The following is a 19,433-nucleotide window of genomic DNA, read 5'->3' on the forward strand; positions in this document are numbered from 1 at the left end:
GTTAGGCGTGACCCCCGTTCCTTTTTTTATCAAGTGTCCTTTGGAATGCAGCCAAATCCATTTGTACTCGCCCTAGGCGGGAAAGCGCCCCTTTGAACTGTTTCGCGTTGTCAGCAAACGTGTCCATATCAGTTGGAAAGGGGCCACCGAACGTCAGCATCAAGGACGACCTATACTTCTTTGGGTTCCACCCAGACCCCGTTGTGACAACCCTGCCTGGATAGAATCTGGGGCTTTTCCAGCGAAATTTCCCTGAGATGAAATTCGGAGTTTTGTAATTTATACAGCGGCTAACTTTTCCGTTTACATATAGTATGGCTTGGTCATTGTGTTTTATGACCAACATTATTTTTGGGGACGCAAAAGAGGATATTTTATTGTAAGGTAATCCAAAATAGAAAGAGTTCTCGATTTTTATATTTTGTCCGTCCAAGAAGCGGAGCTCAACGTCGGAAGATGCGGTGTCGATATATAGGGTGCCCACTCCCTCTAAATCGCAGACGTCTTCGTTTCCTGCGCCAAAGTAAAAAGATGCGTAAAATACAAAATCGTTAGGAAACTTGCTAGTTCCGAAATAAAATGTATCTTCGTTCAGAAGGACGTCTGGCTCTGCCAGTGACCATAGCAATTCATAAGGATTGGTTGCTATATTTCCTCTTTTCATGCATTCTCTTATTAGATTCATATCCCAAGTACATCCTATAAGATTATGATCTTGGGATATTTTCCTAAATGCGTTGTCATGATTTTCTGCTTTTTGAAATGGTAAAAGTATAAACTTTTTCTCCAAAATGTCTCGAACGAGATTTTTTATATCATGTTTGCTTATTCTTGAAATTGATGAAGCTCTATCTATTATTTCGTTGTACTGATTTTCTAGTATTAATCCGGAGAGGTGGTCCTGATTCTTTATGGTTTCCAAAAGTCTACTGGAAAAGTTGGATCTATTGAAAATGGCGTTCATCACCACATTTGCGTCGATCAAGACTCGCCACATATATCCCCCATTGAACGGCTCTGGCGTTATTGTGACACGTCAGATCGATATGGATTAACTATCGAATTAGCTTCGCAAGATGAATTCCGGAGACATCAAGAAATCCACTCTTGCAGTGTGTCCAGTCATCTTGCCTTGAACTACGTGACTATGGTGAACTGCACGGCAGTATCCAAAAGGGCGACTATCAAGGCAGCGCATATCCCACGGTCGATTGTGCAATCAGTTCGTCTTCGCTATCCTGCCAGATGCAAACATCAACGGTTGCGAGCCGTCGTCCCAGTTTCAAAAGGCGCGCATCGGCAAAGATCGTCTGAAATTTGCAGGAGCGCAGGAAGTTGATGTTGAGCGCGTTCGTCACGGCCATGGCTTCCGGTCCATGGTGCGCCGCGATGATGGCGTAGGCCGCGACGTCCACCAGCCCCATCAGCGTCGGCCCGGAAACGATGCCGCCGGACCTCAACATAGACTCGTCGGGGTCGAGCCGCATCCTCAGATGGTTGAGCGACAGCATGTCCACCGTGCCCAGCTTGGCGCGGACCTCGGCAGGAAAGGCGTCGTGAAGGAAGGCCGTAACTTGGTCTTCGGATAGCTGGAGCTGGAGCGGTGCGCGATTGGGCAGGTTCATACGGTCCCCTATAGCCTACCGCCCCTCAGCCTCCAGCTTCTGCCGTACCCCCACGAAGATTAGGATTTGCCCTGCCGCATAGAGCGGCCAGATGAGGAGTGCCGCCTGATCCGGGTCCATGCGGCCGCCGAGGCGCGCGAAGATGAAGGCGTCGGAGGCGAGGAACAGGATCGCGCCGATTCCCGTCCGGTAGCGTGGGAAGCGGCTCGTCCACGCGGCCGCCGCCATTGCTGCGAGCAGGAAACTGTAGAGTGCGATCCCCGCGTTCGCGGCCGGTCCCGCGATCAGGTAGAGGAAAGCGGCCGAGAGCAGCAGTGCAAGCGCCGCCCCGCGCTGGCTGATGGGCATCGGCCCGGCCCGCCGGTTGCGAAGGTAGAGCCAGATCGCGACCACATGCCCTGCGGCGAACGCCGCCGCGCCGATCATCAGGTCGAATTCGAGCAGCATGTCGCCAAGCGCGCCGAAGGCCATGACGCCTGCGAACAGCCAGCCGTCGGTGCGGCGCGCGGCCATAGCGGCGGCGATGGCGAGGATGGTGACGCAGGCGCCTTTCAGGGCGACGTGCGCCGCGAAGGGCAGCCCCGCGTTCATGGCGAGGAAGTAGGCCGCCGCAGCGATTGCGGCGAGGCTTGCGGGAAGCGCGATGCGTTGAGCCATGGCAGGATCACCCCCGGGGATCGAGTCGTGCTATGGATTTAGCAGATTATCGCGCGCTTACACGCCTGAACGAGGTTCAAGCGCGGTTCACCATGGCTGTGCCATCCATGCATCGCATCAAGGCTTGACGCAGACCGTCACGGGCGCGACATGCTGCGGCGGCATATTCGGCTTTTCCCGGCGATTTTTCGGGAACTTGCACTGGGGAGACTGGACGGATGAAGATGGTTTCACGCACGGCGCTCGGCTTCGCGCTTGCACTCGGCATTGCGAGCGGCGCCATGGTTGCGCCCGCGATCGCCAAGGAGAAGGACAAGAAGGAAGCGGGCCCCGAGCAGCGCAAGTTCAAGTTCTCCAAGAAGGCGCAGAAGGCGCTGGGCGAAGCGCAGGCCGCGCAGCAGAAGGGCGACAACGACACCGCGCTCCTCAAGATCCGCGAAGCCGAAGCTCTCGCGGAGACGCCTGACGACAAGTACATGGCGAACGCGCTCAAGATTAACGTTGCGCTTGCGAAGCAGGACAACGCGATGCTTGCAGAGGGGCTGCAGGGCTCGATCGACAGCGGCAGCTCGACCCCCGAGGAAAAGCTGAAGTTCCAGCGCAGCCTCGCCGCGCTCGCGGTACAGAAGAACGACGTGCCGGGCGCGATCAAGGTCTATGAAGCGATGGCGGCCGAGCATCCGGGCGATGCCGATATCGTCGTTGGTCTCGGCGAGATGTATAACCGCGCCGGCCGCACACCGGAGGCGGTCGCCACGATCGACAAGGCGATCAAGGCGAAGCAGGCGGCGGGCCAGCCCGTCGAGGAAGCCTGGTACAAGCGCGCGCTCGCGCTCGCCTACGACGGCAAGCTTGCGAACCAGGTGCTTCCGGCGTCGCTCGCGCTCGTGCAGGCCTATCCGTCGCCGACGAACTGGCGCGACGTGCTGGTGATCTTCCGCGAAACGTCGGGTCTCGACGATCAGGGCAACCTCGATGTCATGCGCCTGATGCACGACACGAACTCGCTCACCGGCGAACGCGACTACTTCGAATATGCCGAAACCGCGGACAAGCGTGGTCTGGCGGGTGAAGCCAAGAGCATCATCGATGCCGGTGCGGCGAAGGGCGCGCTCTCGTCCAGCAAGCCGTACGTGAAGGAACTCGTCAACATCGTCACGCCGAAGGTGAAGAGCGACCGCGCCTCGCTTCCGGGTCTCGAGAAGGAAGCGCGCGCCGACAAGACCGGCCGCATGGCGAAGGCCACGGCGGACGGTTACCTCGGCTACGGCGAGAACGCCAAGGCGGCGGAGCTGTACCGGCTGGCGCTCCAGAAGGGCGGCGTCGACACGGCCGAGGTCAACACCCGCATCGGCATCGCGCTCGCGCGCAGCGGCGACAAGGCCGGGGCAGAGTCGGTCTTCAATTCGGTGCAGGGCGGCAAGCGCGCCGACATCGCGAAGTTCTGGCTCGCGCACCTGAACAGCAAGGGTGGCACGCAGACGGCATCGACCGTGAACTGATCCACCTGCGGACAGCTTCGAAAAGGGCGGTGCCTCGGCTCCGCCCTTTTTGTTTGCGGCAGCGGCCGGGGCTATATAAGCCGGAATACAGCAAAATGATCCACGCAGCCCGCATCGTCTCCCTCGTCTTGCTCGCCCTGCTCGGCGCCCTCCCGGCACGCGCCGAAAGTCCCGCCCCCGTCGTCCTCGCCGCCGCCTCGCTGCAGGAAGCGCTGAGCGAGGCGGCGGATGCCTGGGCGAAGCAGCGCCACCCGCGCCCCGTGCTCTCGTTCGCCGGATCCTCGGCCCTCGCGCGGCAGATCGAGGCAGGCGCCCCCGCCGATCTCTTCATCTCGGCCGATGAGGAGTGGATGGACCATCTCGAACAGCGGAGCCTCTTTGCATCCGGCAGCCGCCGGGTTGTCGCGGGCAACCGGCTGGTCCTGATCGCGCCTTCGGATTCCTCCATCACGCTTAGGATCGCGAAGGGCTTCCCGCTCGCCCGCGCGCTCGGCACCGGGCGGCTGGCGATGGCCGATCCCGCCGGCGTTCCCGCCGGACGCTACGGCCGCGCTGCGCTCGAGTCGCTCGGTGTCTGGACCGCGGTCGAACCGCGCGTGGTGCGATCCGAGAACGTGCGGGCCGCGCTCGCGCTCGTCGAGCGCGGTGAGGCGCCGCTCGGCATCGTCTACGCGACGGATGCCGCCGCGTCGCGCAAGGTCCGCGTTGTCGGCGTGTTCCCGGCATCGAGCCATCCGCCGATCCGCTATCCCGCCGCACGGCTGAAGGCGGCGCAGGCGAAGGATACCTCGGCATTCCTCGCGTTTCTCGGCTCGCGTCAGGCCCGGGCCATTTTCGTCCGGCACGGCTTTTCCACGCCCTGATGCTCTCGCCTGCCGAGCTTGAGATCCTGCTGCTGACGCTTAAGGTCGGTATCTCGGCCGTGCTGGTCACGCTGCCCATCGCCTTCGCGTTCGCATGGCTGCTCGCCCGCGCGACCTTCCCCGGCAAGGTGCTGCTCGACGGCCTCGTGCACTTGCCGCTCGTGCTCCCCCCGGTCGTCACCGGCTGGCTGCTGCTGCTTGCGTTCGGACGGAACGGCCCGGTCGGCGCATGGCTGGAGGACTGGTTCGGCATGACGGTGATGTTCCGCTGGACCGGTGCCGCCATCGCCGCAGCAGTGATGGCGCTGCCGCTGATGGTGCGGGCGCTGAGGCTCTCCATCGAGAACGTCGATCGCGGCCTCGAAAGCACCGCGCGCACGCTCGGTGCGAGCCGGGCGCGTGTGTTCTTCTCGGTCACGCTACCGCTGTCCATCCCCGGCGTACTTGTCGCCTCGGTGCTCGGCTTTGCGCGCTCGATCGGCGAGTTCGGCGCAACGATCACGTTCGTGTCGAACGTGCCGGGCCAGACGCAAACCCTGCCGCTCGCCATCTACAGTGCGCTCCAGCTTCCGGGCGGGGAGGGGCAGGTGCTGCGCCTCGCCGCCATCGCCATCGCGTTGTCGCTGGCGGCACTCGTCATCTCCGAAATCCTGGCGCGCCGTACCGCAAGGGGGCGCCATGTCCTTTGATGTCGACGTCACGCGCCGCGTCGGCGAAACGCAAGTATCCGCCCGCTTTTCAGGAAGCGGGCTCGTTGTGCTCTTCGGTCCGTCAGGCGCGGGCAAGACATCGGTGCTCAACATGGTGGCCGGCCTGCTCACGCCCGAGCGCGGTCATGTCCTCATCGGCACGGAGACGCTGTTCGATGCCGCGGCCATCGACGTGCCGCCGGAGCGCCGTCGGCTGGGCTATGTGTTTCAGGATTCCCGGCTTTTCCCGCACCTCCGGGTTCGCGAGAACCTGCTCTACGGCCACCGCCTCGCACGGCCGGAAGACCGCTGGATGGCCTACGACGACGCGGTTCGGCTGCTCGACATCGCGCACCTGCTCGATCGGTGGCCAAAGGGACTTTCGGGTGGCGAAGCGCGCCGTGTCGCCATCGGCCGCGCTCTGCTTTCGGGGCCGCGCGCGCTGCTGCTGGACGAACCTCTATCGTTTCTCGATCGGGCCCGCCGCGAGGAGGTGCTCCACGTCATCGAACGCATCCGCGACAGCCTCAAGCTGCCCATCCTTTACGTCACGCACGACGAGCGCGAGGTGGAGCGGCTGGCGACGCAGATCATCGAGATCGGTTGATGCCTGTTAAGAAGTTCTTTCCAATATGAAAGTAGATTGCGGCTGATTTCCAGGGGGAACTGGCCGTGACTTTTAAACTGTCGCTCGATCCGGGCGAAAAATTCGCCATCAACGGTGCCGTCATCGTCAATGGCGATCGGCACGCTGTGCTGACGGTCGATAATCAGGCCGGGGTGCTTCGCGACAGCGACGTTATTCGCGAGGACGAGGCACGCACGCCGGCGACCCGCCTGTATTTCGTCTGTATGCTGTCCTATCTCGATGCAGACGCGGCGGACAGCCACTATCCACGTTTCAGCGAGCATATGGATGCGTTCATGGAAGTGGTGGAAAACCCGCGTGTGCGTCTCATCTGCGCGCAGGTCAGCCTCGCGATGATGAACCGCGAATATTACCGCGCGCTTTCGGGCTGCCGCGAACTCATCGCGTATGAAACGCTGATCCTCGGCGACATCGACGTCGAGCAGCGGCTGGAGAGCCGGGCGTAACGGGCACAAGCTCGGTCGGCCTCCGTCGACGCTTGTCATGCCGTCATGGAAAGCCTGCAGGCGAAGGCTTGGCAGGCCGGAGTGCGGCCTCTAGCGTCGCACCCATGCCTATATACCGATTTCCCTTTCCGCTTCCGGCCCTTCTGTTGCTCGCAGCTTGCGCGACAGGCGCGCGCGACGTGCCCATCGTTACGCCCGAGGGCATAGCCGCGCACGTCACGGAACTTGCGTCAGACGCTTATGAAGGCCGCGCGCCTGGAACCGCGGGCGAGGTGAAGACGCTTGCCTATATCGAAACGGCGTTTCGTGGTGCGGGACTACAGCCGGTTTCGCCGCGAAGCTATCGTTCACCCGTGCCCTTGCTGAAATCCGAGGGTACTACCGGCCGCATCTCGGCGGGATCCGTGTTCGTGGAAAACGGCGAGACTGCAGTGGTTCGGGCCCCGCTGACGGAGGCGAGTGCCGCCGCGAAGGGCGACATCGTGTTCGCCGGCTATGGCATCGTTCTTCCCGATCAGGGGCGCGACGACTTCGCCGGGCCTGATCTCAACGGCAAGATTGTGTTGGTTTTCGCGGGCCTTCCCGATGGAACCGTCGAACCGTCGGAGGCCATGCGCCAGGAATCTGCGCGTGCTGCAAAGCTGGAGAACGCCGCACGTGCCGGCGCGGCCGGAGCCATTCTCGTTTATGATGCGCCGCCGGAGGATGACGCCTGGCAGCGCGCGCGCACAGTTGCGGGGCGGGCCGAGTTGCAGATTGACGCGCCGGCAGCGGCGCAGCCTCTGCTTTATGCCGTCGTTGGCCGTGAAGCCGGAAGCGCTTTGGCGCGGGGCCTCGGCACGGACCTCCCGGCACTGAAAGCCGAAGCTGCGATGGCGGGCTTCAGGCCGAGAACGCTCGGCTCCGGTGCGCTTTCCGCCGAAAACCGAGTCACGCGATTCACGTCATACAATCTGGCCGGCGTGCTCCGGGGGCGTAAGCACCCGAACGAATACATCGTCTATCTCGCCCACTGGGATCACCTCGGTCACTGCGGAACCGGTGTCGACACGATCTGCAACGGGGCGGTCGACAATGCGAGCGGCGTCGGCGGCCTCATCGAACTCGCAGAGGCGTTTGCGAAGGGCAGGCGTCCTGAACGCTCCGTGCTGTTCCTCGCTACGACCGCCGAGGAAAGCGGACTGCTGGGTGGCAAGTACTTTGCGACGTCAGGCCCCGTCGATGCAGGGCGGATGGTCGCCGCGTTTGGCCTCGATACCATCGCCGCGAACGGCCCCTCTGATGATGTCGTCGTACTGGGGCAGGGGCTCACCAGTCTCGACGCACGGCTGGCTGAGGCTGCGAAGGCGCAGGGCCGCCGGATCATGGCGATGCCCGATGTCCAGAGTTTCTACGCGCGCTCCGACCATTTCGCCTTCGCTGAGGTTGGTGTTCCCGCTGTCATCGCAACGGGTATCTTTGCGGGCGGCGACTTTGGCGAATACATGGGCAAGCACTACCACCAGCCCTCGGACGCGGTAACGCTGCCAATCGATTATCGCGGTGCGGCCGCCGACATGAACCTCCTGCTCGGCGTTGGTCAGGGCCTTGCGAACAGCCGCGAATGGCCCACATGGACGAAATCGTCGCCATATCAGCGGCGACCGTAGCAATTCCCGGAAACCGGTGGCATAAGCCCGCCACCTCGAAAATCGGCAACAAGGAAAACGGCATGGACATCCGGCTCGGACTCACTTTCGATGATGTCCTGCTGGTGCCCGGCGAGTCCGAGGTTCTGCCGAGCGAGACCGATCTCTCGACGCGCGTGACGCGTGAAATTTCCCTGAATGTTCCGATACTTTCCTCGGCGATGGACACGGTGACCGAGGCCGACATGGCGATCGTGATGGCGCAGGTCGGAGGGCTCGGCGTCTTGCATCGGAACCTCACGATCGAGGAGCAGGCGCAGGCCGTGCGTCAGGTGAAGCGCTTCGAATCGGGCATGGTGGTGAACCCGGTGACGATGCACGCGGACGAGACGCTCGGTGAAGCGCTCGACCTGATGAAGCGCCACCGGATCAGCGGCATCCCGGTTGTCGAGCGCAGCCCGAGCGGCCAGCCCGGCAAGCTCATCGGCATCGTCACCAACCGCGACGTCCGCTTCGCCGAACATCCCGAGCAGCCGATCAGCGAGCTGATGACGAAGGACAACCTCGCCACCGTCCGCCCCGGCGTGACGCACGAGGAGGCGCGGCGGCTTCTTCACCAACGCCGCATCGAGAAGCTGCTCGTGGTCGATGACGCCTATCGCTGCATCGGCCTCATCACCGTGAAGGACATCGAGAAGGCGGTGACATTCCCCACGGCGACCAAGGACGCCGCAGGCCGCCTTCGCGTCGCCGCGGCGACGACGACGGGCGACGCCGGTTTCGAGCGCACTGAGGCGCTCATCGATGCCGAGTGCGACCTCATCGTCGTGGACACGGCGCACGGCCATTCAGTGCGCGTCGCCGAGGCGGTGAGCCGCATCCGCAAGCTTTCGAATACCGTCCAGATCATCGCCGGCAACGTCGCGACGGCGGAAGCCACGCGCGCGCTGATCGACGCGGGCGCGGACGGCATCAAGGTCGGCATCGGTCCGGGCTCTATCTGCACCACGCGCGTCGTCGCGGGCGTCGGCGTGCCGCAGTTCACGGCTATTCAGGATGCCGCCGAGGAAGCCATGAAATCGGGTGTTCCGGTGATCGCGGACGGCGGTTTGCGCACTTCAGGCGACATCGCCAAGGCGATCGCTGGCGGCGCCTCCGCCGTCATGGTCGGCTCGCTGCTGGCAGGCACGCAGGAAGCGCCGGGCGAGACGTTCCTGTATCAGGGCCGCACCTACAAGGCGTATCGCGGCATGGGCTCGGTCGCGGCGATGGCGCGGGGCTCGGCGGACCGCTATTTCCAGCAGGATATCAAGGACCAGATGAAGCTGGTGCCCGAAGGTATCGAAGGTCAGGTGCCTTACAAGGGGCCGGCGAAGGATATCATCCACCAGCTCGCCGGCGGTCTCAAAGCAGCGATGGGTTATACGGGAGCGCGCACGATCGCGGACCTGCAGAAGCGCGCGCGTTTTGTGCGGATCACCAATGCGGGCCTGCGCGAAAGCCACGTCCACGACGTGACGATCACGCGTGAGGCGCCCAATTACCCGACCCGGTAAGGCAAGCCAGTGACGCCCGCCGCGCGCGTCGAGGCGGCAATTGTGCTGCTGGACGAGATCATCGCCGCCGCTGTCGGTGGCGGCGCGGCGGCAGATACGCTTATCCAGCGCTACTTCAAGACACGGCGATACGCGGGCTCGAAGGACCGGCGCGCTGTTCGCGACCTCGTCTACCACGTCATCCGCGCGCTCGGTGAACGGCCGGAAAACGGCCGCGCCGCGATGATCGGCTATGCCCGCGCGGAAGCTCCCGACCTGCTCGCGCTGTTTGGCACGGACCCGCGCGGTCCGGTGGCTGTCGTTGCAGGGGAGCCGGCCGCCGCACTGGGACTCGCGCCCGAATGGCTCATCGCGAAGTTCGCTGCTGAATATGCCGATGCGGAGACGCTGCTCGCCGCGCTCGCCGAGCGCGCACCGCTCGACCTGCGGGTCAACCGCTTGAAAACAACGCGTAGTGCGGTGTTGCCGCTCATTCCGGGCGCCGTGCCGACCGTGCACGCGCAAGACGGCCTCCGCATGGTGGAGGCTCTCAATGTCGAGGACCTGCCCGTCTATGCGGATGGCCGCGTCGAGGTGCAGGACGAGGGCAGTCAGCTCATCGCCGCCGCCTGCAGTGCGCAGCCGGAAATGACAGTCGTCGATCTCTGCGCGGGCGCGGGCGGAAAGACGCTCGCCCTTGCGGCGGACATGGAAAACCGGGGCCGCCTCATCGCCTGCGACGCTGATCGTTCGCGGCTTTCACGCCTTGGTCCCCGCGCGGCGCGCGCAGGCGCCGCGAACATCGAAACACGCCTCCTCGATCCGGGCCGCGAGGCCGACGCGCTCGGCGACCTCTTGGGTGCCGCCGACGTAGTGCTCATCGATGCGCCGTGCAGCGGTACAGGCACGTGGCGCCGCAATCCGGAGGCGCGTTGGCGGCTTACGCCGCAGCGGTTCGCACGGCTCACAGCACTGCAGGCCCATCTCGCCGATCTTGGCGCGCGCCTGCTGAAGCCGGGTGGCAGGCTGGTCTATGCCGTGTGCTCGCTGCTTCCCGAGGAAGGACGGCTTCAGGCAGAGGCCCTGAGCAAGGCGCATCCGGACCTGGCTCTTGATGGTGGTGGCGCGCAAATTCTGCGTCCAGACCGCGACGAAACCGACGGTTTCTTCATCGCAGGTTATGAAAAGTCATGCTAAAGCGGGCCTCTGGGGGAGTGACGTTGAGGGAAGTGTTCATGCAGTCCAGAATCATGCTCGCCGGAATTGCTGTCGCCATCGCCACGGCGTCGAGCGTTGCGTATTGCAAGACAGCGGAGCCCAGCATCGCGCCGCTTTCTATGCAGCTGACGCGCAGCGGTGAAGCGCTCCTCAATGGTCACAAGGCGCAGGCTGCGATCGATCAGTTCGAAACCGCGCTCGCCGTCGATCCCCGCAACACGCGCGCCTACATCGGTATTGCGCGCTCCTACGACCAGCTCGGTCTTCCTGGCCGCGCCGTGAAGTTTTACCGCGAAGCGCTCGCCATCGATCCCAACGATCTCACCGCGCTATCGGAGCAGGGCGAGGCGTACATGGCGCGTGGTGCCGTGGCGCTTGCGAAGGGCAATCTGGAGCGCATCCGCAAACTCTGCCAGAGCGAATGCCAGAATGCGGTGACGCTTGCGGCGACGATCGAGAAGGGGCCTCCGGCGACGGTAACGGCCGCCGCTGAGAAGCCCGCGCCCAAGATTAACTAAGCGCAGACCAGCAGCGCGCGAGCGCCACAAACTCACCAACCGAAAGCGTTTCCGCGCGCCGTGCGCCGTCGATGCCGCTTGCTGCAAGCGCTTCGAGCCCGCCGGGTAGTGCCTTAAGGCTGGCGCGGAGCATCTTGCGTCGCTGGCCAAACGCCGCCGCCGTCACCCGCTCCACGGCCTTTACCGGCACACCATCCGGCGCGTCGGACGGGACGATGTGGACCACTGCAGAATCCACCTTGGGCGGTGGAATGAACGCGCGCGGCGGCAGCGATAACGCGATGCGCGGCCGCGAACGCCACTGCGCGAGGACCGACAGACGTCCGTAGGCGTTTGTGTCCGGCGCTGCGATGATGCGCTCGGCGACCTCTTTCTGGAACATCAGGCTGAGGCTCAGCCACCACGGCGGCCACGGATCGACAGTAAGCCAGCGCACGAGAAGCGCGGTCCCGACGTTGTAAGGCAGGTTCGCGACAATGTGGGCCGGGCCGGCGAGCACTGCAGGCTCGTCGACCCGCATGGCGTCGCTTTCGATAACGGTAAGACGCCCCTCTGCCGCTTCGCCGAGTTCGGCAAGCGCGGGGAGGCAGCGGTTGTCCATTTCCACCGCTGTTACGTCGGCGCCAGCGCGCAGCAGCGCTCGTGTCAGCCCGCCGGGGCCCGGTCCCACCTCATAGATACGTGCGCCGGAAAGCGGCCCTGGAACCCGCGCAATCTTGTCGAGAAGATTGGAATCGAAGAGGAAATTCTGGCCGAACGCCTTTTTTGCCGTGAGGCCGTGCCTCGAGATCACCTCGCGCAGCGGCGGCAGTGCGGCGAGGCCGGGCGGCAGGGTGTCAGTCAATCGCGCGATGCACGGCGCACGCGTGCGCCGTTCTGATCGCTGCCGCCATGGCGCGATGGCTCGCGATCCCCATGCCGGCGATGTCGAACGCGGTGCCGTGGTCGGGCGCCGTGCGGACGATCGGCAAGCCGAGAGTCAGGTTGACGCCCTCGTCGAAGTGGAGCGTCTTCAGCGGCACAAGCGCCTGATCGTGATACATGCAGAGCGCAGCATCATAGCTCTTGCGGGCATGTTCGTGGAACATCGCGTCGGCGGAAAGCGGCCCGAACGCGTCGATGCCCTCGGCGCGGAGTTCGGCGATCGCAGGGGCGATAACATCGATCTCCTCACGCCCGAGGAGTCCGCTTTCTCCCGCGTGCGGATTGAGCCCGGCAACGGCAAGGCGAGGATTCTGGATACCGAAATTGCGCGCCAGCCCTTTCGCCGCCGCACGCCCGCGGCTGACGATGAGGTCGGTGGTGAGCCGCTGCTGCACATCGGCGAGCGCGATGTGGATGGTGACGGGCACGGTGCGGAGCGTCGGTCCGACCAGCATCATTGCAAGGTTTGCCGCGAATACGCCGCAGCGTTCGCCCACGAATTCCGTCTGCCCCGGATGCGTGAAGCCGATCGCCTGAAGCTGCGCCTTGGAGACCGGTCCGGTGACGAGCGCGCCTGCCGCGCCACTGCGGGTGAGGCCGGTGGCGATTTCGAGCGCATCGAGCGCGCAGCGTGCGCCGATCAGCGTCGGTTTGCCGGGCTCGACCACCTCGCTGTCAGCGACCTCGATCAGCGGCAGCGCGTCGCAGCAGGTGCCCACATCCTCGGGGTGCTCGATCTGGCAGACCTCACCTTTCCAGACCCCCGCAAGCGAATCGCGGTTGCCGACCCCGAAGAAGGGTGGAAGTCCGAGCGCCTCGCGTTGTTCCCAGCACCGCCCGATGATCTCCGGGCCGATGCCTGCGGGGTCCCCAAGCGTGACGGCAATCGGTGGAATCATCGGTAATCGATAACGGCGTCGCGGCGAAGGTCGCGCAGGTAGCGGCGGGCCGCCATGGCGACCTTGCTTTCTTCCATCTGCGCGTAAAGCTGGTCGAACGATGGCGCGCCGGCGGCAGGCGGGTCTTCGCGACCGCAGAGCACGAGCACGCGAATGCCGTCCTCGCGGGTGCCGAAGGGCGGCGTGCTCTGGCCGATCTGCATCGGTTCCATGATCTGCTGGAGCTGCGGCGGCAGATCGCCGAGCCGGACCTGATCGTTGGCGACGACGTTGCCGCCGAAGCTTTCGGCCAGCGCTTCGGCGCCGCCGCAGCCACCCATGCCCTGCGTACCCGCTTGAAGCCGCTGCACGATTCCGGCAGCCTGCTGCTGTGTCGCATCGGCTGCCAGCGGCACCGTGATCTGCTTCACGGCGAGCACTGCATCCTTGGGATCGGCCGCGAGCACCTGCCGCTTGTCGACGAGTGCGATGATCGCGAAGCCGCCGGGAATCTGGATGGGATTGGAAACGTCACCGCGCGGCAGGCTTTCGACCACAGGTGCGAGCTCGGGCGAAAGCTGCGCTGGGCGCACCCAGCCGAGATCGCCCCCCACCGCCGCCGTTGAGGCCTCGGAGAACTGGCGCGCATAGGCGATGAACGAGCCGCCCTGCCGCACCTGATCAACGATGCGCTGTGCGTTCTCGCGCACCTGCTCAGCGCTTTCCGCCGTTGCGGTCAGGAAAATCTCGGCGATGCGATATTCCTCGGTGCCCTTGGCGGCATTCAGACGGTCGATGAGCGCCTGAACCTCGTCGTCGCCGACGTTCACGAACGGTTCGACACGGCGGCGGAGCAGACGGCTCCACGCGAGTTCCGCGTGAATTTGCTGCTTCAGCGAGTTCTGCGACGTGCCGCGCGTCTTGAGGAACTCGTCGAACTGATCCGCGCTCATGCGGAAGTTGGAGGCGACGCGGGTGAACGCCTGATTGACCTCGTCCTGCGCGATCGTGACTTCCTGAGCGGTCGCTTCCTGAATCTGGAGCTTTTCGTCGATCAGGTTGCGCACCACCTGAAGTCGTAGACGCGTGCGCTCGTCATCGGAAATCTGCCCCTGGTTCGCGGCGAGCACGAGATTGAGACGCTGGTCGATGTCGGTATCGGTGATGACATCGCCGTTGACGATCGCGGTCGCCTTGCGGACCGTCGGGTCGACAGGCTGACCGAGAATCTCGATATCTGGATCGGAGAGGCCCGCAAGCGGCGAATTCTGGGCCAGTGTGGCCCCTGCAGCAAGAACTGCGACACTGGCAGCAAGCCAGCGCAGCGTCGAAAACCTCATCAATCTCTCCCCCGTCCCGGCAGCGCCGAAGCGGTCTTGTAGCCTCTCAGGTCATGCCGCCTAGCACGCGCGGACATGAATGTCAGCGTATCGTTTACGCTTGTCCGCAGGGCTAGTCCCCCGCGGCTGAACCGCCGATTAGCGGCCAAGGTTCTTGAGGCTGATCGAGAAGAGGAAGGCGTTGCCGCGCCGGAAGTCGCGGTCTTCCACATAGTCGCGTCGCCACGTGACGCCGAACTCGAAGCACTCGTCCTGATAGGCGATGCCGAGCCGGTGGCGCACCATCTCGAACCCGTCCGAGGTGTTGAGCGGATCTTCGGCGCGCGAGGTGAGGTCGAGGATCACCGAGCCGATCACCGACCAGTAGCGCGCGAAGCTGATGCGGCCGCCGGCACGCAGTTCTTCACGGTCTTCGAGGTCCTCGATGTCGATATCGCGATCGAGCTTCACGTAGCCGACCGTCGCGTAGGTGCGCTTGTTGCCCACCGTTACGTCGATCTCGTTGCGGCGTAGCTTGAAGCTGGTCTTGTCGAGGCGGAAGCGGTGCGTCACGTCGAAGCCGCTGCCTATGCGCAGCGTGTTGCGGCCGACGAAATCGGAGAAGTTGCCGGAAAGGCCCGTGCCCTGCGGAAACGTCGCCGGTGTGTCGTCAAAGCGATAACTTTGGCCGAACTCGCTTTCGATCTGCCAACGCGGGCGGTCGAGCCGCCACGTTGCGCCGTAGGTCACGCGCTGTCCGCCTTCCCAGCGGTCCGCACCCGGGAAGCGGTTCAAGTCGAAAAGGTTTGTGTCGTCGAGGTCGACGGCGCGCGAATCCTCGTTCGGGATGTGGTCGTTCACATCGCTCGGTGAGACGGAGAACTGCACGCGCGGTGTCAGTGTCTGTGTGCCGCCGAACGCGGGGCCGGCGAGCGGCCATTCAACGTCGAGCGCGGCGGCGGGCAGGATGCGGCCCTCCCAGCCGTTGCGCCCGGCGTAGATCGGCAGCTCGGCAAAGGCACTGTCAGTAATGTGGTAGATATCGCCGCGGACGAGGGCGGTCGCTGTCACGCGCTGTCCCCACGGGGTGATCGCGCTGCGCTTCCATTCGGCGGAGGCGGAGGCTCGTTGCGTGTCCATGCCGTCGGTGCGCGTGATCGCTGCCGTGTCCGCCGCCAGCTTCAGCCGGCCGCCGCCGATCGTCTCGCTGGGCGACCACATGTAGTTGATAAGGGGTAGCGCGACGGGGGTCAGCCCAGCGACATCCGTTTGCCGCAGGCCCTGGAAAGCCCAGCCTTCGATCGCGAAATAGCTTTCCACGCCGAAGCGTTCGAGCTGGTAGAAATTCCGCAGCGTGTCGTCGCGCGAGATGTCGTAGCGGCGCAGGAACGTGTCGTCTGTGGCGAGGCGGAGGCCGAAGGTCGAGCGCCAGTCGCGGCCATGCTGGAGGCGGCCGTTGCCGTAGATATAGCCGCGGAACTGTTTGTTCGGAATGCCGGTGCCCGCGGGGTCGGGGAAGTCCAGTTCCGATGAATATGTACCGATACCACCGAAACGCAGCGGGCCTGATGCGGTTTGGTGCCGGTATTCCACCGAGAGCGCCGGGTTGACCTCCGTGTAGAGGATCGGGGCGATGGTGAGGTCGTTGCTTTCGGAGAAGCTGAGGAAATACGGCAGTTCGACCGAGACACCTAGCGACCGATCGATGGTGACGGACGGGACGAGGATGCCGGTCGCGTTGCGGCCCGGCCCGTCCGGGTGCGACAGGCTCGGCGTGTAGAAGATCGGGATGCCGAGGAATTCGAGGCTCGCATCCTTGTAGTAGACGCGCTTGCGATCGGGGTCGTGGCGTACGCGCAGCGCCTTCACCTGCCACAGCGGCTCCTTGGGGCAGCCGTTTTCGCCGATGATGTCGCAGGGCGAATAGACGGCACGGTTCACCGTGGTGCGCCCGGCGTCGCGACGGCCGTCGTGGGCGGCAAGGCGGCCGCCGTCCCGAAGCACGAGGAGGATGTTCTCGACCGCGCCGTCGCGCAGCGATTCGTCCAGCTCGACGCGTTCGCCGAAGGCCTCGTTGCCGTCGGGATCGATCACCTTCACCGCGCCGCGCGCCTCGACCTTGCCGGTCTTGCGGTCGTATTCGACCTCGTTCGCGGTGAGGCGGTAGCCATCGCGCGTGACGACGACGTTGCCGCGCGCCGTCACCAGCTGCGTGTCGTCGTCATACTGCATCGTGTCCGCAGCGAACTCGATCGCATCGCCGGGTTTCAGCGCCGGACCGGCATCCACGGTGGCGGCGCCTTCCGTCTGCGCCAGCGCAGGCGCGGCGAATCCCGCGAGCGCGGTGGACAGCAGAAAGGCGGCAAGGCAACGGGACAAGAAAGCGCTCCCCGGACAGGCGGATAGCGCCTCTTACCCGCGGCGTACCCACGGCGGCAAGCAGCGCCCGTCGATACGCCGTGAATTGCGGTCCGCCTGCCGGACGGCTAGAACGCCCCCGATCGTTTTTTCTTCCAGGAGAGTCCTTCCGATGCGCATCGAGTTCGGGGTTACGTCGCACACGCCGGGCACTGCCCTTGTGGTTTTCGCGGCGAAGGACGCGGTGCTTTCGGGGACGGCGCAGGCACTCGACGCAGCGCTTGGCGGCGCGGTCGCCAATGCCGTGAAGACGGCACGGTTCGAAGGCGACGCCGCGCAGATCGTGGAACTGCTGGCACCCTCGGGCACGGACGCTTCACGCGTCCTCGTGGTCGGCACGGGCAAGCCCGGTCTTGCAGACGCCGCCATGTTCGAGCGGATCGGCGGCGCGATCGCTGCGCGGCTGCTCGCTTCGGGCGAAACGAAGGTCACGGTCGATTTCGGCGGCGTTTCCGACCTCGCGGTCGATACGCCCAAGGCCGCTGCCCATCTCGCGCTCGGTGCGTCGCTCCGCGCGTGGCGCTTCGACAAGTACCGCACCAAGCTGCCCGAGAAGCAGAAGCCGACGCTCGCCGAGATCGCGATCGCGAACGCGGGCAGCGCCGGGCAGGAATGGGCGCGGCTGGAACCGCTCGTGGAGGCCGTGGGCTTCACGCGGAGCCTCGTCACCGAGCCGGCCAACGTTATCTACCCCGAAAGTTTCGTGGAGCGCTGCCGGTCGCTCGCCGATCTCGGCGTGAAGATCGAAGTTCTCGATGAAAAGGAGATGGCCCAAGCCGGCATGGGCGCGCTGCTCGGGGTCGCGCAGGGCTCGGCAAGGCCGCCGCGCCTGCTCGTGATGGAGTGGGACGGCACGAACGGCAAGGCAAAGACCTCCACGGTGTTCGTGGGCAAGGGCGTGACGTTCGATACCGGCGGCATCTCGATCAAGCCGGCCGCGGGCATGGAAGACATGAAGTGGGACATGGGCGGCGCAGGCGCCGTCGCGGGGGCGATGAAGGCGCTTGCGCTTCGCCGCGCCAAGGCGCGCGTCGTCGGTATCTGCGGCCTCGTCGAGAACATGCCGGACGGCAACGCCCAGCGCCCAGGCGACGTGGTGACGACGATGTCGGGCCAGACGGTCGAGGTCATCAACACCGACGCCGAAGGCCGCCTGGTGCTCTGTGACGCGATCACGTGGGTGCAGAAGCGTTTCAACCCGGAGGTCATCGTCGATCTCGCGACGCTGACCGGCGCGATCATCATCAGCCTCGGCCACGAATATGCGGGCCTCTTCTCGAACAGCGACGAGCTTGCGAAGCAACTCGTCACCGCGGGCATCGCGACGGGCGACAAGCTGTGGCGCTTCCCGCTCGGCAGCGCCTACGACAAGATGATCGACTCGCCGATCGCCGACATGAAGAACGTCGGCCCGCGCGACGGCGGCTCGATCACGGCGGCGCAGTTCATCGGCCGCTTCGTGAACGACGGCGTGAAGTGGGCGCATCTCGATATCGCGGGCATGGCGTGGTCCGCGAAGGCCGGCGCGACATGGGAGAAGGGCGCAACCGGCTACGGCGTGCGTCTGCTGGACCGCTTCGTCGAGGATACGCTGGAAGCGTGAGCGACGCGCTCACACCGGTCGGCTTCTATCATTGCACGCGGTCGCGGCCGTTCGACGTCGTGCCCGTTCTTGCGGGCAAGGCGATCGAAGCCGGGCACCGCGTGCTCGTCCACGCCTCGGACGGCAACGAACTCGATGCGCTGGACAGCCACCTGTGGACCTACGACCCCGGCAGCTTCCTGCCGCACGGGCGCGACAATCCGGCGGTTCAGCCCGTGCTGCTGTCTGATGATTTCGCGCCCGCGAATGGTGCCGATCTGCTGATTTCGGTGGGCGGAAAGCTACCCGGCGACCCGGCAGTGTTCGCGCGTGTCCTCTACCTCTTCGACGGCAACGACGAGGACTCGCTCACTGCCGCGCGTGCGCATTGGCGGGCGCTGAAAGCGCGGGAAGGGGTCCAGCCGGTCTACTGGACCCAGGGCGAGAAGGGCGGCTGGCAGAAGGCAGGGTAGGCGCGGCTTGCAATCGGACCCGCGCCCGGATATTGGGCGCGCGACTTCCTGAAACGACACAACAAGCCCTATCTGGAGACCTCCCATGGCGCTGCAGCGTACCTTTTCGATCATCAAGCCCGACGCGACGCGTCGCAACCTGACGGGCGCCGTCACCAAGATGCTTGAGGAAGCCGGCCTGCGCGTCGTCGCTTCGAAGCGCATCCACATGACGAAGGAACAGGCCGAAGGCTTCTACGGCGTGCACCGCGAGCGTCCGTTCTTCGGCGATCTCGTGGCGTTCATGACCTCGGGGCCCGTCGTCGTGCAGGTCCTCGAAGGCGAAGACGCCGTCGCGAAGAACCGCGAAGTGATGGGCGCCACCAACCCGGCGAACGCCGACGAGGGCACCATCCGCAAGGCGCTCGCGGAATCGATCGAGGCGAACACGGTGCACGGCTCCGACAGCCTCGAGAACGCGAAGATCGAGATCGACTTCTTCTTCAAGCCCGAAGAAATCGTCGGTTAAG

19 protein-coding genes are annotated in these 19,433 nt (G+C 64.5%); 12 read left to right on the forward strand and 7 right to left on the reverse strand.

What is annotated here, in order from left to right; translation table 11 throughout:
* Position 1 precedes the first annotated feature (1 nt).
* From ACFQ00_RS06085 to ACFQ00_RS06095, 3 genes are all read right to left on the reverse strand, one after another.
* Complete coding sequence (locus ACFQ00_RS06085) at positions 2 to 964, reverse strand: hypothetical protein (RefSeq protein WP_381487659.1); 963 nt, start codon at positions 962 to 964, stop codon at positions 2 to 4.
* 220 nt (positions 965 to 1,184) lie between these two features.
* Positions 1,185 to 1,625, reverse strand: coding sequence for a PaaI family thioesterase (locus tag ACFQ00_RS06090; RefSeq protein WP_381487660.1), 441 nt, complete (start codon positions 1,623 to 1,625; stop codon positions 1,185 to 1,187).
* Between the two features lie 15 nt (positions 1,626 to 1,640).
* Entirely contained in the window at positions 1,641 to 2,282 is a 642-nt protein-coding gene (locus ACFQ00_RS06095; RefSeq protein WP_381487663.1) for a lysoplasmalogenase family protein, read from the reverse strand.
* 218 nt (positions 2,283 to 2,500) lie between these two features.
* Between ACFQ00_RS06095 and ACFQ00_RS06100 the strand changes: the two genes are divergently transcribed.
* The 9 genes from ACFQ00_RS06100 to ACFQ00_RS06140 all read left to right on the forward strand — a co-directional run bounded on the left by ACFQ00_RS06100 (position 2,501) and on the right by ACFQ00_RS06140 (position 11,330).
* Positions 2,501 to 3,784, forward strand: a complete 1,284-nt coding sequence (locus ACFQ00_RS06100) for a tetratricopeptide repeat protein (protein ID WP_381487666.1) — start codon at positions 2,501 to 2,503, stop codon at positions 3,782 to 3,784.
* Positions 3,785 to 3,879: 95 nt separating this feature from the next.
* Positions 3,880 to 4,647, forward strand: a complete 768-nt coding sequence (gene modA, locus ACFQ00_RS06105) for a molybdate ABC transporter substrate-binding protein (protein ID WP_381487669.1) — start codon at positions 3,880 to 3,882, stop codon at positions 4,645 to 4,647.
* Positions 4,647 to 5,336, forward strand: coding sequence for a molybdate ABC transporter permease subunit (modB, locus tag ACFQ00_RS06110; RefSeq protein WP_381487672.1), 690 nt, complete (start codon positions 4,647 to 4,649; stop codon positions 5,334 to 5,336). The genes modA and modB overlap by 1 nt, the downstream gene beginning before the upstream one ends.
* Positions 5,326 to 5,943 carry an ATP-binding cassette domain-containing protein gene (locus ACFQ00_RS06115; RefSeq protein ID WP_381487675.1) on the forward strand — a complete coding sequence of 206 codons (618 nt, stop codon included), beginning with the start codon at positions 5,326 to 5,328 and terminating at the stop codon, positions 5,941 to 5,943. Before modB ends, ACFQ00_RS06115 begins: the two co-directional genes overlap by 11 nt.
* Positions 5,944 to 6,008: 65 nt before the next feature.
* Complete coding sequence (locus ACFQ00_RS06120; protein WP_381487678.1) at positions 6,009 to 6,431, forward strand: flagellar biosynthesis repressor FlbT; 423 nt, start codon at positions 6,009 to 6,011, stop codon at positions 6,429 to 6,431.
* Positions 6,432 to 6,610: 179 nt separating this feature from the next.
* The gene (locus ACFQ00_RS06125; RefSeq protein WP_381487681.1) at positions 6,611 to 8,080 is read left to right on the forward strand and encodes a M28 family peptidase; all 1,470 of its coding nucleotides are present in this window, start codon (positions 6,611 to 6,613) and stop codon (positions 8,078 to 8,080) included.
* Positions 8,081 to 8,142: 62 nt separating this feature from the next.
* Positions 8,143 to 9,615, forward strand: a complete 1,473-nt coding sequence (guaB, locus tag ACFQ00_RS06130; protein ID WP_381487683.1) for an IMP dehydrogenase — start codon at positions 8,143 to 8,145, stop codon at positions 9,613 to 9,615.
* Between the two features lie 9 nt (positions 9,616 to 9,624).
* Positions 9,625 to 10,791, forward strand: coding sequence for an RsmB/NOP family class I SAM-dependent RNA methyltransferase (locus tag ACFQ00_RS06135; RefSeq protein ID WP_381487686.1), 1,167 nt, complete (start codon positions 9,625 to 9,627; stop codon positions 10,789 to 10,791).
* Positions 10,792 to 10,829: 38 nt separating this feature from the next.
* The gene (locus ACFQ00_RS06140) at positions 10,830 to 11,330 is read left to right on the forward strand and encodes a tetratricopeptide repeat protein (protein ID WP_374593860.1); all 501 of its coding nucleotides are present in this window, start codon (positions 10,830 to 10,832) and stop codon (positions 11,328 to 11,330) included.
* On the opposite strand, the gene rsmA is transcribed toward ACFQ00_RS06140, so the two are convergent.
* The 4 genes from rsmA to ACFQ00_RS06160 all read right to left on the reverse strand — a co-directional run bounded on the left by rsmA (position 11,323) and on the right by ACFQ00_RS06160 (position 16,830).
* Positions 11,323 to 12,174 (reverse strand): 16S rRNA (adenine(1518)-N(6)/adenine(1519)-N(6))-dimethyltransferase RsmA, encoded by an 852-nt coding sequence (gene rsmA / locus ACFQ00_RS06145; RefSeq protein ID WP_381487688.1) that lies wholly within the window; start codon positions 12,172 to 12,174, stop codon positions 11,323 to 11,325. The genes ACFQ00_RS06140 and rsmA overlap by 8 nt on opposite strands.
* A complete protein-coding gene (gene pdxA, locus ACFQ00_RS06150) occupies positions 12,167 to 13,153 on the reverse strand; it encodes a 4-hydroxythreonine-4-phosphate dehydrogenase PdxA (protein WP_381487691.1) in 987 nt (328 codons plus the stop codon). The genes rsmA and pdxA overlap by 8 nt, the downstream gene beginning before the upstream one ends.
* Positions 13,150 to 14,472 carry a peptidylprolyl isomerase gene (locus tag ACFQ00_RS06155; RefSeq protein WP_381487694.1) on the reverse strand — a complete coding sequence of 441 codons (1,323 nt, stop codon included), beginning with the start codon at positions 14,470 to 14,472 and terminating at the stop codon, positions 13,150 to 13,152. The genes pdxA and ACFQ00_RS06155 overlap by 4 nt, the downstream gene beginning before the upstream one ends.
* A gap of 138 nt (positions 14,473 to 14,610) precedes the next feature.
* A complete protein-coding gene (locus tag ACFQ00_RS06160) occupies positions 14,611 to 16,830 on the reverse strand; it encodes an LPS-assembly protein LptD (protein ID WP_381487697.1) in 2,220 nt (739 codons plus the stop codon).
* 151 nt (positions 16,831 to 16,981) lie between these two features.
* Here ACFQ00_RS06160 and ACFQ00_RS06165 point away from each other — a divergent pair, with 151 nt between their 5' ends.
* The 3 genes from ACFQ00_RS06165 to ndk all read left to right on the forward strand — a co-directional run bounded on the left by ACFQ00_RS06165 (position 16,982) and on the right by ndk (position 19,432).
* On the forward strand, positions 16,982 to 18,472 hold the full coding sequence (locus tag ACFQ00_RS06165) for a leucyl aminopeptidase (RefSeq protein ID WP_381487700.1): 1,491 nt from the start codon (positions 16,982 to 16,984) through the stop codon (positions 18,470 to 18,472).
* Complete coding sequence (locus tag ACFQ00_RS06170; protein ID WP_381487704.1) at positions 18,469 to 18,924, forward strand: DNA polymerase III subunit chi; 456 nt, start codon at positions 18,469 to 18,471, stop codon at positions 18,922 to 18,924. Before ACFQ00_RS06165 ends, ACFQ00_RS06170 begins: the two co-directional genes overlap by 4 nt.
* 85 nt (positions 18,925 to 19,009) lie before the next feature.
* A complete protein-coding gene (gene ndk, locus ACFQ00_RS06175; RefSeq protein ID WP_121052901.1) occupies positions 19,010 to 19,432 on the forward strand; it encodes a nucleoside-diphosphate kinase in 423 nt (140 codons plus the stop codon).
* Position 19,433: the final 1 nt, after the last annotated feature.

This window comes from Sphingosinicella xenopeptidilytica (assembly GCF_042676985.1).
Classification (GTDB): Bacteria; Pseudomonadota; Alphaproteobacteria; order Sphingomonadales; family Sphingomonadaceae; genus Sphingosinicella; species Sphingosinicella xenopeptidilytica.

Coding starts and splice junctions, on each gene's coding strand:
- ACFQ00_RS06140 (WP_374593860.1), top strand. CDS start 10,830: ATGCAGTCCAGAATCATGCTCGCCGGAATTGCTGTCGCCATCGCCACG.
- ndk (WP_121052901.1), top strand. CDS start 19,010: ATGGCGCTGCAGCGTACCTTTTCGATCATCAAGCCCGACGCGACGCGT.
- ACFQ00_RS06100 (WP_381487666.1), top strand. CDS start 2,501: ATGAAGATGGTTTCACGCACGGCGCTCGGCTTCGCGCTTGCACTCGGC.
- ACFQ00_RS06090 (WP_381487660.1), bottom strand. CDS start 1,625: ATGAACCTGCCCAATCGCGCACCGCTCCAGCTCCAGCTATCCGAAGAC.
- guaB (WP_381487683.1), top strand. CDS start 8,143: ATGGACATCCGGCTCGGACTCACTTTCGATGATGTCCTGCTGGTGCCC.
- ACFQ00_RS06165 (WP_381487700.1), top strand. CDS start 16,982: ATGCGCATCGAGTTCGGGGTTACGTCGCACACGCCGGGCACTGCCCTT.
- ACFQ00_RS06095 (WP_381487663.1), bottom strand. CDS start 2,282: ATGGCTCAACGCATCGCGCTTCCCGCAAGCCTCGCCGCAATCGCTGCG.
- modB (WP_381487672.1), top strand. CDS start 4,647: ATGCTCTCGCCTGCCGAGCTTGAGATCCTGCTGCTGACGCTTAAGGTC.
- modA (WP_381487669.1), top strand. CDS start 3,880: ATGATCCACGCAGCCCGCATCGTCTCCCTCGTCTTGCTCGCCCTGCTC.
- pdxA (WP_381487691.1), bottom strand. CDS start 13,153: ATGATTCCACCGATTGCCGTCACGCTTGGGGACCCCGCAGGCATCGGC.
- ACFQ00_RS06155 (WP_381487694.1), bottom strand. CDS start 14,472: ATGAGGTTTTCGACGCTGCGCTGGCTTGCTGCCAGTGTCGCAGTTCTT.
- ACFQ00_RS06115 (WP_381487675.1), top strand. CDS start 5,326: ATGTCCTTTGATGTCGACGTCACGCGCCGCGTCGGCGAAACGCAAGTA.
- ACFQ00_RS06085 (WP_381487659.1), bottom strand. CDS start 964: ATGAACGCCATTTTCAATAGATCCAACTTTTCCAGTAGACTTTTGGAA.